Genomic DNA, 17,110 nt, shown 5'->3' on the forward strand with positions numbered 1-17,110 from the left:
CCGGAATGCCGAAATCCCTGCCAATCGCGTGTACTTCGAGACTGAAACGGATCGTTCAGGCACGGCAGCGCGACGGGCAGGGATACGACGAGAATTGTGCTTGATCACGGCGCCAAGCGGTCGGAAACCGCTGTCACGGCGGCGCCGTGATCATGTGGTGTCAACGGAAGCGTCAGCTTGGCGCGTCAGCTCTCACCGAAGATCATCATGGTGTACTGCTTGCCGAGACCGGCCGTGGTGCGGTGCGCGTAGTTCGTACCGAGGAAGAGCCGGCCCTGGGCCCACAGGCCCTGCTGGAAGTCGGGCGAGAGCTCCCGCTCCGGCCGGGACGTCTCGTCGGCGTTCTTCAGCAGCACTTCGCCCTTGTACGTCTTGGGGTCGATGCGCATGACCTTGCCGCCCGCGTTGTACGTCGGGATCTGGTACGCGATCGGGTAGCCGTCCTGGTCGATGCCGAGGGGCACCAGGCTGGAGCCGGGCGTGCCGTCCGTCTTGCCCTTGGTCTGGCCGGTGGAGAGGTCGAAGGCGACGATCTCGTTGACGCGGCCGGACTGGTTCGGGTCGCCGGAGGAGTGGTCCTCGGTCGGCATGTACAGCGTGTCCTTGGTGATGACCATCTTGGTGCAGCCCTCGACCTCGGTCGCCGGGCAGCGCGGCTCGTACTTGCCGTTGTCCGTGGAGATCTTGCTGCGCAGCTTGCCGTCCTTGGCGCTGTCGTCGATCACGAAGAAGTCGGACGCGCCGTTGCCCTTGCTGCCACCGGCGTTGGCGCCGACGACGAGCGGGTCGGTGGAGGCGATGTGCGGCCAGGAGAGGCCGGGCGGCATCTGGTACGTGGACTTCACGGCGCCGGACTTGGGGTCGAGCGTCTGGATCTTGACGATGCCGCGCTCGATGTCACCGCAGCGGCGCACGGCGACGAGCTTGCTGCCGCCGCCGTAGCCACCGTCACGGCAGTCCTCGCCGTCGGTCTTGGGCGCCCACAGCTCCTTGCCGTCCGCCAGCGACCAGGCGGCCCCGCCGCTGATGCCGCCCGCGGCGACCGTGCCGCCGCCGATGGTGACCTCGGAGAAGCTCACGTCGCGGTCACCGGACTTGGCGGACTTCTGCCAGAGCTTGGTGCCCTTGTTGACGTCGAAGGCGATGACCTGGGTGCAGGGGCCGCCGTACTTCTTCTCCGAGCTGGGCTTGCCGTCGCTGACCAGGACGACGGCCTTGCCGTCCTCCGTGGCCTTCGGTCCGGCCCAGCAGACGGCGCCGTCGAGCGGGAGTTCCCACTTCTTGCCGCCGGACAGGCCATAGCCGACGATCTTGTAGATGTCGGACTTGGCGACCACCTGGTCGGTGGCCCACATGCCCTTCATGCCGACGAGGTCGTCGACCTTCTCCTGCTCGACGTTGAAGAGCAGCTTGCCGGCGCCGGTCTTCGGCTTCTCGCCGCCGTTGCCGCCCTGGCCGCCCTTGTTGCCGGTGCCACCGGTCTGGCCGTTGCTGGAGACGTTGGGCTTGTCGTCGTCACCGCTACCGCTGGTGGCGAACCAGATGCCACCGCCGGCGAGGACGAGGACCGCGGCCACGGCGCCGGCGATGATCGCCATGCGCTTCTTCTTGGCGGCGTCACCGCCGTTGCCACCGGGCGCGCCGGGGTACTGGCCGGGCGCACCGTACGGGCCGGGCTGCTGCTGCGGGTACGCGCCGTACTGCGGGTACCCCTGCGCGGGCTGGCCGGCGGGCGGCTGACCCGGGCCCGGGTAGCCGTAGCCGCCCGGGGGCGGGCCCTGCGGCGCGGCGGGCGGCGTCTGCGGGTACCCGTAGCCGGGCTGACCCGCCGGCGGCGGGCCGGGCGGGCCCGGCGGCGGCTGGGGCGCCGGTGCGCCCTGCGCGGGCGCCGGCTGCTGCGGCGGGTAGCCGTACGAGGGGCTGGGGGCCCCGAAGCCAGGCTGAGGCTGGTTGGGTGGCTGGGGCGGTGTTGACATCAGCTTTCCTCGTTGCGGCGGGGCTGGCGGATGTTCTTTTTATCACCCGGTACTGACGGGACACGGCTCGATACCGGGCCGTGACGAGACTGTTGCCCGTGCCGGACAACCAAAGCGGCGCCCCCATGCGGAGCATGGAGACGCCGGCTTCTTTCAAACCGCCGCGGCGGCGAGCGGCCCCAACGGCGGTACCCGGCGGTGCCGGTCCGACCTGAGCTTGTACGGCACCGCCGGACACCACCATCGTGGTTGCGCGCCATCGCGGCGGATTCAAGGATGCGAACGCATCCTTGACCTGCCGGGGGCGCCAGGCGGCATACCCGGCGGCCGGAACCGCCGCGCTCGGGTGACCGCCGGCAAGGCCTACGCGTCCTCCGCCAGTTCGAGCCAGCGCAGCTCCAGCTCCTCGCGCTCGCCCGCCAGCTCCCGCAGCTCCGCGTCCAGCTTGGCCACCGCCTCGAAGTCGGTCGCCTGCTCGGCGATCCGCGCGTGCAGCTTCGCCTCCTGCTCGCTGATGCGGTCCAGGCGGCGCTCGATCTTCTGCAGTTCCTTCTTCGCGGCGCGCGCGTCCCCGGCCGACTTCTGCTTCACGGCGCTCGCCGCTGCCGCGGCCGGAGCGACGGCGGGCACGGCAGCCTCGATGACGCGCTGCCGCCGCTCCAGGTACTCGTCCAGGCCCCGCGGCAGCATCCGCAGCGCCTGGTCCCCGAGGAGCGCGAAGACGCGGTCGGTGGTGCGCTCCACGAAGTACCGGTCGTGGCTGATGACGACCATCGAGCCCGGCCAGCCGTCGAGGAGGTCCTCCAGCTGGGTCAGCGTCTCGATGTCGAGGTCGTTGGTGGGCTCGTCCAGGAACAGGACGTTGGGCTCGTCCATCAGCAGGCGCAGGATCTGCAGCCGCCGGCGCTCACCGCCGGAGAGGTCGCCGACCGGCGTCCACTGCTTCTCCTTGGTGAAGCCGAACTTCTCGCACAGCTGCCCCGCCGTCATCTCCCGGCCCTTGCCGAGGTCGACGCGGTCGCGCACCTGCTGGACGGCCTCCAGCACCCGCTTGGACGGGTCGAGTTCCGCGACCTCCTGGGAGAGGTACGCCAGCTTGACGGTCTTGCCGACCGCGACCTTGCCCGCCGCCGGCTGCTTCTCGCCCTCGCTGCCCGCGGCCTCCGCAAGCGCCCGCAGCAGCGAGGTCTTGCCCGCGCCGTTGACGCCGACAAGGCCGATCCGGTCGCCCGGGCCCAGCTGCCAGGTCAGGTGCTTGATGAGCACCTTCGGGCCCGCCTGGATCGTCACGTTCTCCAGGTCGAAGACCGTCCTGCCCAGCCGCGAGCTCGCGAACTTCATCAGCTCGGCGCTGTCCCGCGGCGGCGGCACGTCCGCGATCAGCTCGTTGGCGGCCTCGATCCGGAAGCGCGGCTTGCTCGTCCGGGCCGGGGCGCCGCGGCGCAGCCAGGCGAGCTCCTTGCGCATCAGGTTCTGCCGCTTGGCCTCCTCCGTCGCGGCGATGCGCTCGCGCTCCGCGCGGGCGAAGACGTAGTCGCTGTAGCCGCCCTCGTACTCGTGGACGACACCGCGCTGCACGTCCCACATGCGCGTGCAGACCTGGTCCAGGAACCAGCGGTCGTGCGTGACGCACACCAGCGCCGAGCGGCGCGCCCGCAGGTGGCCCGCGAGCCAGGAGATGCCCTCGACGTCGAGGTGGTTGGTGGGCTCGTCCAGGACGATCATGTCCTGGTCGGCGATCAGCAGCTTCGCGAGCGCGATGCGGCGGCGCTCGCCACCCGACAGCGGGCCGATGACCGTGTCCAGGCCGTCGGCGAAGCCCGGCAGGTCCAGCCCGCCGAAGAGGCCCGTGAGCACGTCGCGGATCTTCGCGCTGCCCGCCCACTCGTGATCGGCGAGGTCGCCGATGACCTCGTGCCGGATCGTGGCGGCCGGGTCCAGCGAGTCGTGCTGCGTGAGCACGCCCAGGCGCAGGCCGCCGGCGTGCGTGACGCGGCCCTTGTCCGCATCCTCCAGCTTGGCGAGGATCCGGATCAGGGTGGTCTTGCCGTCACCGTTGCGGCCGACCACACCGATCCGGTCGCCCTCGTTCACGCCGAGGGAGATGCCGTCGAGCAGTGCACGGGTGCCGTACACCTTGTCGACGGCTTCCAGATTGACGAGGTTGGCTGCCATGCCGCTCCTTGTGTGGGGTTCCTGGCTTCCAGGATCCCATGCCGGGAAACGTCGCCCGCGGGTCAGGCCCGGGCCGCCTCCACCGGCCGGGACCGCAGCGCCCACCACGTGGGGACGAGCGTCGCGGCCAGCGTCAGGGCGAGCCCCGCGCCGATCACCGTCAGGGCGATCGACGGCGGCCCGGTGATCGTCCCCGCATCGCCCAGCGCGTACCCGAACGGCACCAGCGTGCTCGCCGCGGCCACCCCGCCCAGGAGCAGGCCGACCAGGGCCACCAGGCCGCCCTCCACCGTCATCATCCGCAGCACCTGCCCCCGCGTGGCCCCCGTGAGCCGCTGCAGCGCGAACTCCTTGCGGCGGTTGCCCACGGCGACGGCCGTCGTGTTGACGACCGACAGCGCCGTGTACGCCACGAGCATCCCGATGATCAGGTAGTTCACGGACGCCTGCGTGCGGTTGCTCTCCGCCTGCGCGGCCGTCACCGCGTCCCGCCCGGCGACCTTCAGCCCCGGGTGCTGCGCGGCGAGCGCGCCCAGGTCGGCCATCAGCCGGCCGCGGTCGCCGTCCGCCCGTACGAGGATCTGCGACGGCAGCCCGGCCGTCGTGTGCGGCGCCAGCAGCTCCGCGCTCGTCAGCGCCGTGTCGAACCCTTCGCGCCCCTTGAACAGCGCCACGATCCGTACGTCCGCCCGCGCCCCGTCGCCCAGGCGCAGGGTGATCGTGTCCCCCACGGTGCGGTGCATGCGGTGCGCCACGGTCTCCGGCAGGGCGACCGCGTCGCCGCGCAGGCCGTCCAGGCTGCCCGCGCTCGCCTTGACCGCGAGGGTCTGCCCGACGCCCTCCGCGCTCACGCCCTGCAGCGGCAGGCCCTTCTTGTTCTCCTTACCGTCGTGCGGCTTCTCGGTGTACGCCCTGCTGGTCACGTACGCGCCGGCTCCCGCGACGCTCGGCAGCGCCCGTACGCGGGCCAGCAGTGCCGGGTCCACCCCGCCCGCGGCGGAGGTGAGGACGGCGTCGGCCCGCAGGTTGTCGGCGAACGCCCGGTCGGCGAGCGCGGCCGTGGTCGTCTGCAGGTACAGGTTCCCGGTGGCGATGGCGCTGGCGAGCATCACGGGCGTCGCGATCGCGGCGACCTTCGCCGTACGGGCACGGCAGTTGAGAGCGGCGAGACGGCCGGAGGGCCCGGCCAGGACCCTCACGGGCCAGTGCAGGAGGAGAGTGACGAGTTTCGCGAACCAGGGGCCGAGGAGGGCGAGCGCGATGGCACAGCACATGACCGTCGGCCCCGCGGTGCTGGCCGCCACCGGCCCGCGCAGGACCAGCGCCGTGACGAGCGCCAGGGCGACCGTCCCGGCGAGGAACAGCAGCCCCACGACGATCCGCACCGGGTGCAGGCCCGGCTTCTGCACGGCCGCCTCCCCGAGCGCCTCCACGGGCCTCGCCCGCACCGCCCGCGCGCTGCCGAGCAGTCCGCCGCCCACGGCGGTCAGCAGCAGCGCCCCGTACGCGGGCATCGCCGGGATCCAGCCCTGACTGAACCGGACCGTCTCCGCGACCATGCCGCTCTCGACGAGGGTCTCGAAGAGCCGGCGCCCCACGACGGGCCCCGCGGGCCAGGCCGCGGCGCCCGCCAGCACCATGACCATGAGCGTCTCCCCGAGCAGCATCCGCCGGAGCTGACCGGTACTCGTACCGATCGCCCGCAGCAGAGCCAGCTCGCGGCCGCGCTGCGACGCGGAGAGAGCCACGGTCCCGGCGACCACGAACGCCACGACGAGGATGACGAGCCCGCCGACGACGCCCGACAGCGCGACCAAGTCCTCGCCGCCCTGCACCACCTCGGGGTGCTCCACGGCGCCCCGGTCGTCACCGGAGAGGAGAGTGACGGGATTACCGGTGAAGGCCTCCTGTATGCCCTTGCGGACGTCATCGAGGCGTGCGCCGGGGACGAGAGTGACGGCGATGTCCGCAACGCTCTCCGGCCGCCCGGAAAGCCGGGCCGCCTCCGTCGCGGAAAAGAACAGGGTCGCTTGCGGGACCGCGGTGCGGGCGCGGGCGATGCCACTGACGGTGTACGTGGCCGCGCTGCCGTGCGCGGCGATACGGATACGGCTGCCGGCCGTGGCGCCTGCGCGGCGGGCGGTCTCCGTGTCGAGGACGACGTCGTTACGGCCGACCGGTTCACTGCCCGCGGTCAGCCCGTACGGGGTGAGGGCGGCGGACTCCCAGCCGTGGGCCTGGACCTTGACCTCGGTGCCGCCGAGCACGGCGGCGTCGAAGGTCCGCTCACCGGTGGCGGACCGGACGCCGGGCACGGCGCGCGCCTTGTCGACAAGGCCGACCGGAAGCGAGACCCGTTCCGGGAGAGGCGTCTCCTTCTTGTGCTTCTTGCCGCTCGCGACCTCGTGCGTGCGGTCACCCGTGATGAGCAGATCAGCGCCCACCAGTCGCTCAGGAGGCGCGACATTACGAATGCCGGTCTCCATCAGGCCCCCGCAGGCCATCACGAGCGTGGCGCCGATGAACAGCGCGAGGAAGGTGGCGGTGAAACCGCCGATTCTGTAGCGCAGCGACCGCGCTGCGAGCTTGCCCATCACCCGCTAAACGCTAGGGATGCGGAGTGTTCCGCCCCATGGGATCAGCAGGTGAAACGGGGGTGGGGGTAGCCCTACCCGAGGACGGCTCCCCGGTCGAAGACCGACAGCGCGAGAATCACCACGCGTCCGTGGAAGACGGCGTATTGGGCGAGGACGTCACTCGTGAGCCACACGTGCCGGACGTTCCCGCCCATGGCCACGGACTTCCCGTGCCGGGGGCGCTCCGCTAGGACGGTGATGGCGCGGTCGAAGGTCCTGCGACGCTGCGCGTCGAGGCGGTCGCGTTGGGCCGCGGCCTCCTCGCTGTAGCGGATGGCATAGCGCATGCGGGCAGCCTCTCCGCCCCCTCGGGGCGGGCTCAGTCGACTTGTACGTGGGCCACGAATGCCGCCCAGGTGCGGGGGGTTATGGCGAGCTGGGGGCCGCCCCGGCGCTTGGAGTCGCGTATTCGGACGGCTTGCGGGAGGATCCCGACCTCGACGCAGTTGCTGCCTTCGGACCCGCTGTAGCTGGACTTGAGCCAGGTCAGTTCGGTGCTCATAGCTCTTCTGCTACCCCTCTGATGAATCGAGCCGATTCCACTTCGTCGAGAGCCTGCATGCGGATCATGGCATGGCGCTTCATGAGCGCGCTCACCCTCTCCGGTTCGGCGTGAAGCATGCTGCTTACCTGCGTTTCTCCGTAGCAGTAGTGCTTGTGCTCGGAGGTCTCCAGCAGAACGAAGGCGCCTTCAAGCCCAGGAGTGACGCCTCGGCCAAGGGGCAGCACCTGGACGGAGACGTTACGCAGCTCACCGACTTCCAGGAGATGGTTGAGCTGCCCCTTCATCACCTCCGGGCCGCCTACCAGCGCCCTCAAGGCAGCCTCGTGGATGACAAAGTTGAACAACCTCGTCGGGTTCGCCAGCAGTTCCTGACGTTCCAGCCGGGCGGCGACACGTGAATCGACAACGCAGTCACTCACCGGAGGGCAGTGACCCGCCATGAGTGCACGCGCGTACGCCTCAGTCTGCAGCAGACCGGGGATGAGCAGCACCTCGTACATGTCCACGGCGATCGCGTCGGCCTCAATGGCCAGGAACTCCGTCGTGCGTACAAGCGCCCGATCCGGTTCCAAATACTGGTGCGCCGACTCCAACTTCCCGTGCGCGCCGAACATGCTGTCCGCCACTTGCAACAGGTGCTGGCTCGGCCTCCGTCGGCCCATCTCCATGGACCTGACGGCCTCCACTCCGTACCCCGCCTCCGCGGCGAGCTCCTCACGGCTGACGTTCGCCGCCTGGCGCCACAGCTTGATCTGGTTCCCGCACAGCCGCCACGCCATCGGCGAATCAGGTCGCACGTCCATCCGGCATCCCGCCCCTTCTACCTCTCTCGGTAGCAAGGGACGGTATGGCGGGCAAGCCGCAAACACGTCGGGCTCGAAGAACTTCTCCCCGAACGGGTGAACGGGTGAACTAAAGCCACTGCTGGCCAGAGCCTTGAGCGGGCATCTGCGCAGGGGTCGGCGGGGGCAGCTTGTTCAGCTTCGACCGGACCGTCATGTTCCAGATCAGCGTGAACGGCGTGAAGAGGGCCAGGGAGAACGGGCTCCACCAGCCCTGCCACAGCGTCTTGCCCGTCATGTCCCGCTCCACCGCGAGACCGCAGTTCCTGCAGAACGGCCCCTTCACGTGCAGGAAGCGCATCATGATCAGGATGCCCTGATGCTGCCGGATCGTCGCGTCGACGGCCGGGAACCCTCCGCACATGCGGCACGTCGGCCCCGTAGGCATCGGGCCGGGCGCGGGCGCATGTCCCGGCGCGGGATAGCCGTACGGGTTCTGGCCCTGGTACGGGTTCTGCTGCTGATAGGGCGGCGGAGTCGCCACGGTGAAACCCCCGATTCAGGCGCCCCTTCCGGGCGCGGAATCGCAGAGCCTAACCGACAGTGATCATCGCCCCGGGCACCGGCCCGGCAGCCACCCGTACCGCCCGGCACGTACCGGACGCCCGCAGCGCCTCCGCGACCTTCTCGGCCTCCGCCTCGTCGCTCACCAGGAACGCCGTCGTCGGGCCCGATCCCGAGACCATCGCGGCCAGCGCGCCCGCCTCCGTCCCCGCGTCCAGCGTCGCGCGCAGCGACGGCCGCAGCGACACCGCCGCCGCCTGCAGGTCGTTGCTCACCGCACCCGCCAGCGCCACTGCGTCACCCGCCCGCAGCGCGTCCATCAGCGCAGGCGACGGGTCCGGCTCCGGCACGAACGAGTCGGCCCGCAGCCGGTCGCACTCCCCGTACACGGCAGGGGTCGACAGCCCGCCGTCCGCGACTGCAAACACCCACCAGAAACTCCCGCCCGTCTCGACCGGCGTCAGGAGCTCGCCCCTCCCCCGCCCCAGCGCCGTCCCGCCCACCAGGCTGAACGGCACGTCACTGCCCAGCTCGGCGCAGATCTCCAGCAGCTCCTCGCGCGAGGCCTCCGTGCCCCACAGCGCGTCGCACGCCACCAGCGCCGCCGCACCGTCCGCACTGCCGCCCGCCATGCCACCCGCGACGGGAATGTCCTTCTCGATGTGAATGTGGACATCAGCGGCCCGCCCATGCCGCTCAGCCAGCGCCAGCGCCGCCCGTGCCGCCAGGTTGGAGGGATCCAGCGGAACCTTGTCCGCATCCGGACCCGAGCACGTCACCCGCAGCTCGTCCGCCGGCGTCACCGTGACCACGTCGTACAGGCCGACCGCCAGGAAGACGTTGGCCAGGTCGTGGAAGCCGTCCGGGCGCAGCGGGCCCACCGCGAGCTGGACGTTGACCTTGGCGGGGACGCGAACGGTCACGGACACGGAGCGGGCTCCTCGGGTCGTACGGGACGGGGTCACGCACGATCGTACGGGGGATGCGCGCGTCCGCCGGAAGACGGCGGGAGGTGACGGGGGCGCAGGGGTGGGGGTCCGGGGCGCTGACGTGTATTTGCGGGCCAGTCGCGGGCGCCCATGACGCCGGGGGTACCGGCCCGTAAATATACGGCCCCGGACCCCCACCCCGGAGCCCCCGGCACCGGCACCACCACCGGCCCCGGCACCGCCGCCCGCCTCAGCCCTGCTTGTTCTCCGCGATCGCCACGAACTCGTACACCGTCAGCGCCTCGCCCCGCGCCTGCGGCGAGATCCCGGCCGCAACCAGCGCAGCCTCCGCCGCAGCCGGGGACCCGGCCCAGCCCGCCAGCGCCGCCCGCAGCGTCTTCCGACGCTGGGCAAACGCCGCGTCCACGACCGCGAAGACCTCGGCCTTGCTCGCCGTCGTCTCGATCGGCTCGGCGCGCCGCACCAGCGACACCAGCCCCGAATCGACGTTCGGCGCCGGCCAGAAGACGTTCCGCCCGATCGCCCCGGCCCGCTTGACCTCCGCGTACCAGTTGGCCTTCACGGACGGCACGCCGTAGACCTTGTTGCCGGGCCGGGCGGCGAGCCGGTCGGCGACCTCGGCCTGGACCATCACCAGCGTGCGCTCGATGCTCGGGAAGCGGTCGAGCATGTGCAGCAGCACCGGCACGGCGACGTTGTAGGGCAGGTTGGCCACGAGAGCGGTGGGCGGCGGCCCCGGCAGCTCCTGGACGTGCATCGCGTCGCTGTGGACGAGCGAGAAGCGGTCCGCCCGCTCCGGCATGCGCGCGGCGATGGTCGACGGCAGGGCCGCCGCCAGCACGTCGTCGATCTCGACCGCGACGACCCGGTCGGCGGCCTCCAGCAGGGCGAGGGTCAGGGACCCCAGGCCGGGGCCGACCTCGACGACGGTGTCGTCGGGCCGGACCTCGGCGGTGCGGACGATGCGCCGGACCGTGTTGGCGTCGATCACGAAGTTCTGGCCGCGCTGCTTGGTGGGGCGTACCCCGAGGGCTGCGGCCAGCTCGCGGATGTCGGCAGGGCCGAGCAGGGCGCCGGACTCGTCTGTACTGGGGCTGGAGCTCACCCGTGAAGTTTACGGCCGCACACGGGCCACGGGCTCGCCCCCCGGCTGACGTACAGCTTCTTGGCCCGCAGGGTCTGCTCGGCGGCGGGCGCGTCCTGGGGGCGGCCGGTGCCGCCGAGGGAGTGCCAGGTGTGGGTGTCGAACTGGTAGAGGCCCCCGTAGGTGCCGGAGGGGTCGACGGCGTCGGGGCGGCCGCCGGCCTCGCACTGGGCGAGCCCGTCCCAGTTCAGGCCGTCGGAGCTCTGCACCGATACGGGCCGGGCCTTGGTGCCGACCTTGACGATCTGGGTGCGGGGCTGCCGGACGGTCTCGGAGGCGATGCGCTTGGGCTTCTGCTTGACGCCGTTGACCGTGCGCAGGGCGTACGTGATGCGTTCCACGCCCTTCTCGCCGCGCTGGGCGACGACCTCGGTGCCCTTGAAGAGGTCGGGGTCGTCGTGCCGCTCGGTGGTGAAGTCGATGGGCTCCTCGCGGACCTCCTCGCTGCCGGTGATCCGCATGACGGAGATCGTCTGGCCCTCGCGGGGGAAGCTGTCGGGGCTGACGGAGGTGGTGTCCTCGCCGTGGAGGGTGATGCCGGCCTGGTCGATGGCCTCGTGGACGGTGGCGGCGTTGGTGCGGATGGTGCGCTCGCGGCCGTCGGCCATGAAGGTGACGGTGCGCTCGGTGCGGACGTGGAGGTCGAGGCCCTCGCGGCTGATGGGGGCGGACCGCTCGGTCGACAGGTAGGCCCCTTCGGCGCGGACGCCGAGCTGGCGCAGGGCGCCGTCGACGGTGCGGGCGGTGGTCCACATGCGCTGGTGCTCGCCGTCGAGGGTGAGGGTGACGGGGCGGCCGTAGCGGACGGTGATCTCGTCGCCGCGGGCGAGGTCGTGGCCGTGGCCGGGGAAGACGGCGTCGTGCTCGCCCAGGGACATGCCCTGGTCGGCGAGGAGCTCGTCGACGTCGTCGGCGAAGGTGTGGAGCTCGCGCGAGGTGCCGTCGATGTTCAGGTGGACGGTCTTGTCGTCGGCGACGAAGGCGGAGGTGCCGCCGGCGAGGAACGCGACGACGAGGGCCTGCGGGAGCAGCCTGCGCAGGGCGTCGGGGCGGTCGCCGGGGCGCTTGCGGCCGCGGCCGCCGGCGCGTCGGGGGGCGGCGGGATCCGCCGCGTCCACGGTGGCGCCCGCGTCCGGTGCCGGATCCGCCCCGGCCCCGTCGTACGGCTCCCCGACGGGACCGGCAGGACCGACAGGACCGACAGGACCGACAGGATTGACGGGATTGACGGGCTGCCGCGGCAGATGAGGCGCCTCGTAGGGACGCTCGTGACCGGTGCCGACCGCCCCCTCGCGGGGCTCGGGCAGGAAGGGGTCGTACGGTCCGGGGCCACCGGACGTACCGCCGGCAGGCGCCGGCACCGGCACCGGGACCGGTTCGTATATCGGGTAGGGCCCGACGGGGGCCACGTAGGCGGCGTACAGGTCGTAGCGGCCGTCGTGCGGATCGTACGGGTCGTACGGCGCATACGGACCGTAGGGGTCATACGGGTCGTACGGCGGTGCTTCCGCCGCACCGCTGCGTGCGGCGCGGGGGCTGCCCTGTGCATGAGTCACGTGACGCTCCCCTGGGTCGGGCTTCGGCCCGGGACTGTAGCGGAGGGAGCATCACTCTCCAAAGTCGGATCATCACACGGTGTCGCGACGAGAGGGGGTGCGGAGTGACCGTCAGTAGCCGAATGCCCGCGCGGTATTCGCCGCTACGGCTGTGGCCAGCGCGTCCTCGCCGATCCCCTTGAAGCCCGCCATGGCGCGCAACGTGACCGGAATGAGGTACGGGGCGTTGGGCCGTCCGCGATAGGGGGCGGGTGTCAGGAACGGCGCGTCGGTCTCGACGAGGATGAGGTCGAGCGGCGCCACGGCGAGGGCGTCGCGGAGGGGCTGGGCGTTCTTGAAGGTGACGTTGCCGGCGAAGGACATGTAGTAGCCGTTGTCGGCGCAGACCTTCGCCATGTCGGCGTCGCCGGAGTAGCAGTGGAAGACGACGGCGTCGGGCGCGCCCTCCTCGTCCAGGACGCGCAGGACGTCGGCGTGGGCGTCGCGGTCGTGGATGACCAGGGCCTTGCCGTGGCGCTTGGCGATGTCGATGTGGCGGCGGAAGGAGTACTCCTGGGCGGCCATGCCGTCGGGGCCGGTGCGGAAGAAGTCGAGGCCGGTCTCGCCGACGCCGCGGACGTGCGGCAGGGCCGCGAGGGCGTCGATCTCGGCGAGGGCGGCGTCCAGGGCGGCGTCGCCGCCGGCCGGGCGGGCGCCCTGGCGGGACCAGCCGTCGGGGTCGCCGTGGACGATGCGGGGCGCCTCGTTCGGATGCAGGGCCACGGTGGCCCATACGCTCTCCCAGGCGGCAGCCGTCTCGGCGGCCCAGCGGGACCCGGCCACGTCGCAGCCCACCTGGACGACGGTGGTGACGCCGACGGACGCGGCCTTGGCGAGGGCGTCCTCGACGGACCCGGACTGCATGTCCAAGTGCGTGTGCGAATCGGCGACCGGCACGGCGAGCGGGGCCGGGAGCGGCGGAGGGGCGTCCTTGTCGTTCTTGTCGGCCTTGCTCCGCGCGCTGCCGGACGTGCCACTGCTGTTCGATGCTGTCGTTGCCGCCATGCCCGTGATTCTAGGGAGGGGCGGGGAGGGACTAGCTGCCGCGATGCGAACGGAAGGGGTGCAGGAGGTCCGAGAGGTGCCAGTGGTGGTCACGCTCGGGCTGCTCGGGAAGCGCGGACTGCTCCGACTGCCCGGACTGCCCGGACTGCTCGCGGCGCTCGGCGCGCGCCTTGTGGCGCTCCGGGCGCACGGGCCCGCCGGCGTGGAGCGGGCCCGCGGGAGCCTGCTGCGTGGCCGGAACCTCGTGCGCGGGCCGGTGCAGGACGTCCGCGATCAGGGAGACGCGGCCGGACCGCATGATGCGTACGACGTGCTCGCCGCAGTTCACGCAGGTGGGGCGGGTCAGCGGGGACGGCACGCGCACGCCGTCCGCGTAGTAGATGACGAAGGGCCGACCCTCGGCGTCCGTGTGGTGCTCGATCTCGTACGACTGCTCCCAGCCGTGGCCGCACCGCATGCAGGCGAAGGAGTACGACTCGTGCGCCGTCTCGGTCTCGAGCACGGTGGGGGGTGCGGTGGCCGCTATCGAATGGACACCGTTCGAGGTTCCTGCGATCTCGCTCATGGCAGCTCCTCTTGTCCTGAGGACAAGTCTCTCGCGGGACCGGACGTCCCACATCCAGGGAACGCCCTTCCCGGCGAAGACGCAGCAGCCTATCCCCCGAATTGGGACAAACTTGGCGTCGAGCTACCCAAAGTGCCAGGCTGCCAGACCTAAGCTTTGCTTTTCAGATTATCCCTTTACCTTGCGACGGGGCCTGTTCTGGCGCATTTTTTGCCGCCACGACCGCATCGAAGACCTCGCGCTTGGGTAGGCCTGCTTCCGCAGCTACGGCCGCGATGGCCTCCTTACGGCGCTCGCCCGCCTCCTCGCGCGCCCGCACACGGCGCACGAGCTCCTCGGCGGTCAGGTCCTGCGGGCCGGGCTCGGGGGCGCCCTCCACGACGATGGTGATCTCGCCGCGCACGCCCTCGGCGGCCCAGGCGGCCAGGTCCTTCAGCGGGCCGCGCTTGACCTCCTCGTAGGTCTTCGTCAGCTCGCGGCAGACCGCGGCGCGCCGGTCCGGGCCGAAGGCCTCGGCCATGGCCGCGAGGGTGTCGTCCAGGCGGTGCGGGGCCTCGAAGTAGACGAGCGTGCGGCGCTCGGCCGCGACCTCGCGGAGCCGGCCCAGGCGCTCGCCCGCCTTGCGGGGCAGGAAGCCCTCGAAGCAGAAGCGGTCCACGGGGAGGCCGGAGACGGCCAGGGCCGTCAGCACGGCGGACGGGCCCGGGACGGCCGTGACCTTGATGTCCCGCTCCACCGCGGCGGCGACGAGGCGGTAGCCCGGGTCGGAGACGGACGGCATGCCGGCGTCGGTGACGAGCAGCACGCGGGCGCCGCCCACCAGCGCCTCCACCAGCTCGGGCGTCCGGGCCGACTCGTTGCCCTCGAAGTAGGAGACGACCCGGCCGGTGGTGTGCACCCCCAGCGCCTGCGTCAGCCTGCGCAGCCGGCGGGTGTCCTCGGCGGCGATCACCTCGGCGGCGGCGAGCTCGGCGGCGAGCCGCGGGGGTGCGTCGGCGACGTCGCCGATGGGGGTACCTGCGAGTACGAGCGTTCCAGTCACGCCTCCCATCCTCGCAGGCCGCGCCCGGGGCACGGCGGCGCGCCGGGACCACCCGCGGCTGTGTTCGGCACCGCCGGACCCCCGGTGGGGGCCGATCGCGGGCTGATCGCCGTCGCGGCGGGAGGTTCCTGCCCGGCGGCAGGAGGCCCGGGCTGCCCGGCGGCAAGAGGCCCGGGCTGCCCGGCGGGAAGGCGCCGGCTCGCAGCAAGAGGCCCCGGCTCCGCGGCGGTCCCCGCGGCCCCCCGGGAACATGCCCGGGCGTGATCCGCCGACTGACAGGGTCGTTCCCTACGATGGCGCGGTGACCAGTGACACCGCGACCCACGCCCCGCAGGGCCAGACGGCAGATGAGCGACCGCCACCGTGGCAGCTCAGACTCCGCCGGTTCGGCTACGCGGCCCGGCCGCAGCCGGATGTGCGGGCGCGGCTCGTACCGCCCTTCCCCGAGCCCGGGACGCGGGTGTGGGCGACGCTCGGCCTGCGTCCGGACGCGGCGCAGCGGCTGGCGCGCTGGTCGGGGTGGACCGGTCCGCTGCTGGTGACCTTGTTCGCGGGCCTGATCCGGTTCTGGCACCTGGGCAGCCCCAAGGCCGTGATATTCGACGAGACGTACTACGCCAAGGACGCGTGGGCGCTGTGGAAGTACGGCTACGAGGCGAAGTGGCCGGACGACATCAACGACAAGGTCATCGCGGGCTGGACGGACGTCCCGGACGCGCCGGGCTACGTGGTGCACCCGCCGATGGGCAAGTGGGTCATCGGCCTCGGCGAGTGGCTCTTCGGCCTGAACCCGGTCGGCTGGCGCTTCATGGTGGCGCTGCTGGGCACGCTGTCCGTGCTGATGCTGTGCCGCATCGGCCGCCGCCTCTTCCGCTCCACCTTCCTCGGCTGCCTGGCCGGCGCCCTGATGGCCGTGGACGGCCTGCACTTCGTGATGAGCCGCACCTCGCTGCTCGACTCGGTGCTCATGTTCTTCGTGCTGGCCGCGTTCGGCTGCGTGCTGGTGGACCGGGACAGGTCGCGGGCCCGCCTGGCCGCGGCGCTGCCGGTCGGCGAGGACGGCGTGCCGCGCCCGGACGACGCGGTCGGTGACGGACTACGCCTGGGCCTGCGCCCGTGGCGCATCGCGGCGGGCGTGTTCCTGGGCCTGGCGTGCGCCACGAAGTGGAACGGCGCGGTGTACCTGGCCGCGTTCGGCCTGATGATCGTCCTGTGGGACGCGGGCGCGCGGCGGGCGGCGGGGGCCCGCCGCCCCTTCCTCTCGGCGCTGCGGCGCGACGTGCCGTGGGCGTTCCTGTCGACGGTGCCGGTGGCGATCGGCGTCTACCTGGCGTCGTGGACGGGCTGGTTCGTCAACAGCGGCACGTACAGCGAGAAGGACGGCTGGCAGCACAGCGGCTACTACCGGCACTGGGCCGAGAACGACGGCGGCCACAGCGCGGACGGCTTCCTCGCCGGGGTCCTCAACCCCCTGCGCAGCCTGTGGAAGTACGAGCAGGAGGTGTGGGACTTCAACACCACGCTCTCCTCGCCGCACACGTACCAGTCCAACCCGTGGAGCTGGCTGGTCCAGGCCCGCCCGGTCTCGTACTTCTACGAGTCGCCGAAGCCCGGCGAGGACGGCTGCCCGGCGGACGCGGCCGACAAATGCGCGCGCGAGGTGCTCGCGCTGGGCACCCCGCTGCTGTGGTGGGCGGCGTGCTTCGCGGTGCTGTACCTGCTCTACCGGTGGGCGCTGCGGCGCGACTGGCGCGCGGGCGCGGTGCTGTGCGGTGTCGCGGCCGGGTACCTGCCCTGGTTCATGTGGCAAGAACGCACCATCTTCGTCTTCTACGCCGTGGTGTTCCTGCCGTTCCTGTGCCTGGCGCTCGCCATGATGATCGGCGCGCTCCTGGGGCCGCCGGGGTCCTCGGAGCGGCGGCGGGTGGCGGGCGCGGTCGGGGCGGGCACGCTGGTGCTGCTGATCGCGTGGAACTTCATCTACTTCTGGCCGATCTACACCGGGAACGCGATTCCGATAGAGGCGTGGCGGAACCGCATGTGGTTCGACTCCTGGATCTGACTGAAGGACCAGCGATCTGACTGAAGGGCCGGCGATCCGGCTGAAGGACCAGTTCCGGCCATTTCGCCCTCCCTCGCCCCACCTTTCCCGTACAGTGCCCGCAGAGGTT

Annotated in this window: 14 protein-coding genes; 1 reads left to right on the plus strand and 13 read right to left on the minus strand. The window is 71.8% G+C overall.

What is annotated here, in order from left to right:
• Window positions 1-185: 185 nt before the first annotated feature.
• From AS857_RS32070 to rsmI, 13 genes are all read right to left on the minus strand, one after another.
• Complete coding sequence (locus AS857_RS32070) at window positions 186-1,976, minus strand: outer membrane protein assembly factor BamB family protein (protein WP_058046650.1); 1,791 nt, start codon at window positions 1,974-1,976, stop codon at window positions 186-188.
• A 363-nt stretch (window positions 1,977-2,339) separates the two neighbouring features.
• Window positions 2,340-4,151 carry an ABC-F family ATP-binding cassette domain-containing protein gene (locus AS857_RS32075; RefSeq protein WP_058046651.1) on the minus strand — a complete coding sequence of 604 codons (1,812 nt, stop codon included), beginning with the start codon at window positions 4,149-4,151 and terminating at the stop codon, window positions 2,340-2,342.
• Window positions 4,152-4,213: 62 nt separating this feature from the next.
• Window positions 4,214-6,745 carry an ABC transporter permease gene (locus AS857_RS32080; protein WP_058046652.1) on the minus strand — a complete coding sequence of 844 codons (2,532 nt, stop codon included), beginning with the start codon at window positions 6,743-6,745 and terminating at the stop codon, window positions 4,214-4,216.
• A 74-nt stretch (window positions 6,746-6,819) separates the two neighbouring features.
• Window positions 6,820-7,074, minus strand: coding sequence for a hypothetical protein (locus AS857_RS32085; RefSeq protein WP_058046653.1), 255 nt, complete (start codon window positions 7,072-7,074; stop codon window positions 6,820-6,822).
• Between the two features lie 32 nt (window positions 7,075-7,106).
• Window positions 7,107-7,289: a DUF397 domain-containing protein gene (locus AS857_RS32090; protein ID WP_058046654.1), complete on the minus strand. Its 183-nt coding sequence runs from the start codon at window positions 7,287-7,289 to the stop codon at window positions 7,107-7,109.
• Window positions 7,286-8,095 (minus strand): helix-turn-helix domain-containing protein, encoded by an 810-nt coding sequence (locus AS857_RS32095; protein ID WP_063804388.1) that lies wholly within the window; start codon window positions 8,093-8,095, stop codon window positions 7,286-7,288. Before AS857_RS32095 ends, AS857_RS32090 begins: the two co-directional genes overlap by 4 nt.
• A 109-nt stretch (window positions 8,096-8,204) precedes the next feature.
• Window positions 8,205-8,618: a hypothetical protein gene (locus AS857_RS32100; RefSeq protein WP_144440909.1), complete on the minus strand. Its 414-nt coding sequence runs from the start codon at window positions 8,616-8,618 to the stop codon at window positions 8,205-8,207.
• Between the two features lie 49 nt (window positions 8,619-8,667).
• Complete coding sequence (locus tag AS857_RS32105) at window positions 8,668-9,567, minus strand: 4-(cytidine 5'-diphospho)-2-C-methyl-D-erythritol kinase (protein ID WP_058046657.1); 900 nt, start codon at window positions 9,565-9,567, stop codon at window positions 8,668-8,670.
• Window positions 9,568-9,817: 250 nt separating this feature from the next.
• Complete coding sequence (gene rsmA, locus AS857_RS32110; protein WP_058046658.1) at window positions 9,818-10,693, minus strand: 16S rRNA (adenine(1518)-N(6)/adenine(1519)-N(6))-dimethyltransferase RsmA; 876 nt, start codon at window positions 10,691-10,693, stop codon at window positions 9,818-9,820.
• Window positions 10,690-12,288, minus strand: coding sequence for a resuscitation-promoting factor (locus tag AS857_RS32115; protein ID WP_058046659.1), 1,599 nt, complete (start codon window positions 12,286-12,288; stop codon window positions 10,690-10,692). The genes rsmA and AS857_RS32115 overlap by 4 nt, the downstream gene beginning before the upstream one ends.
• Before the next feature lie 111 nt (window positions 12,289-12,399).
• Window positions 12,400-13,332, minus strand: a complete 933-nt coding sequence (locus AS857_RS32120) for a TatD family hydrolase (protein ID WP_058046660.1) — start codon at window positions 13,330-13,332, stop codon at window positions 12,400-12,402.
• A gap of 31 nt (window positions 13,333-13,363) precedes the next feature.
• Window positions 13,364-13,897 carry a hypothetical protein gene (locus AS857_RS32125; RefSeq protein ID WP_058046661.1) on the minus strand — a complete coding sequence of 178 codons (534 nt, stop codon included), beginning with the start codon at window positions 13,895-13,897 and terminating at the stop codon, window positions 13,364-13,366.
• Between the two features lie 163 nt (window positions 13,898-14,060).
• Entirely contained in the window at window positions 14,061-14,948 is an 888-nt protein-coding gene (gene rsmI, locus AS857_RS32130) for a 16S rRNA (cytidine(1402)-2'-O)-methyltransferase (RefSeq protein WP_173864828.1), read from the minus strand.
• A 292-nt stretch (window positions 14,949-15,240) separates the two neighbouring features.
• Here rsmI and AS857_RS32135 point away from each other — a divergent pair, with 292 nt between their 5' ends.
• Window positions 15,241-17,001 (plus strand): dolichyl-phosphate-mannose--protein mannosyltransferase, encoded by a 1,761-nt coding sequence (locus AS857_RS32135; RefSeq protein WP_245700583.1) that lies wholly within the window; start codon window positions 15,241-15,243, stop codon window positions 16,999-17,001.
• The last annotated feature ends 109 nt before the right edge of the window (window positions 17,002-17,110 follow it).

The organism is Streptomyces roseifaciens, assembly GCF_001445655.1.
Lineage (GTDB): Bacteria > Actinomycetota > Actinomycetes > Streptomycetales > Streptomycetaceae > Streptomyces > Streptomyces aureoversilis.

What these genes read in the sequence shown, in the direction of transcription:
- AS857_RS32070 (WP_058046650.1), bottom strand. Translation starts at nt 1,976, where the DNA reads ATGTCAACACCGCCCCAGCCACCCAACCAGCCTCAGCCTGGCTTCGGG.
- AS857_RS32075 (WP_058046651.1), bottom strand. Translation starts at nt 4,151, where the DNA reads ATGGCAGCCAACCTCGTCAATCTGGAAGCCGTCGACAAGGTGTACGGC.
- AS857_RS32080 (WP_058046652.1), bottom strand. Translation starts at nt 6,745, where the DNA reads ATGGGCAAGCTCGCAGCGCGGTCGCTGCGCTACAGAATCGGCGGTTTC.
- AS857_RS32085 (WP_058046653.1), bottom strand. Translation starts at nt 7,074, where the DNA reads ATGCGCTATGCCATCCGCTACAGCGAGGAGGCCGCGGCCCAACGCGAC.
- AS857_RS32090 (WP_058046654.1), bottom strand. Translation starts at nt 7,289, where the DNA reads ATGAGCACCGAACTGACCTGGCTCAAGTCCAGCTACAGCGGGTCCGAA.
- AS857_RS32095 (WP_063804388.1), bottom strand. Translation starts at nt 8,095, where the DNA reads ATGGACGTGCGACCTGATTCGCCGATGGCGTGGCGGCTGTGCGGGAAC.
- AS857_RS32120 (WP_058046660.1), bottom strand. Translation starts at nt 13,332, where the DNA reads ATGGCGGCAACGACAGCATCGAACAGCAGTGGCACGTCCGGCAGCGCG.
- AS857_RS32125 (WP_058046661.1), bottom strand. Translation starts at nt 13,897, where the DNA reads ATGAGCGAGATCGCAGGAACCTCGAACGGTGTCCATTCGATAGCGGCC.
- rsmI (WP_173864828.1), bottom strand. Translation starts at nt 14,948, where the DNA reads ATGGGAGGCGTGACTGGAACGCTCGTACTCGCAGGTACCCCCATCGGC.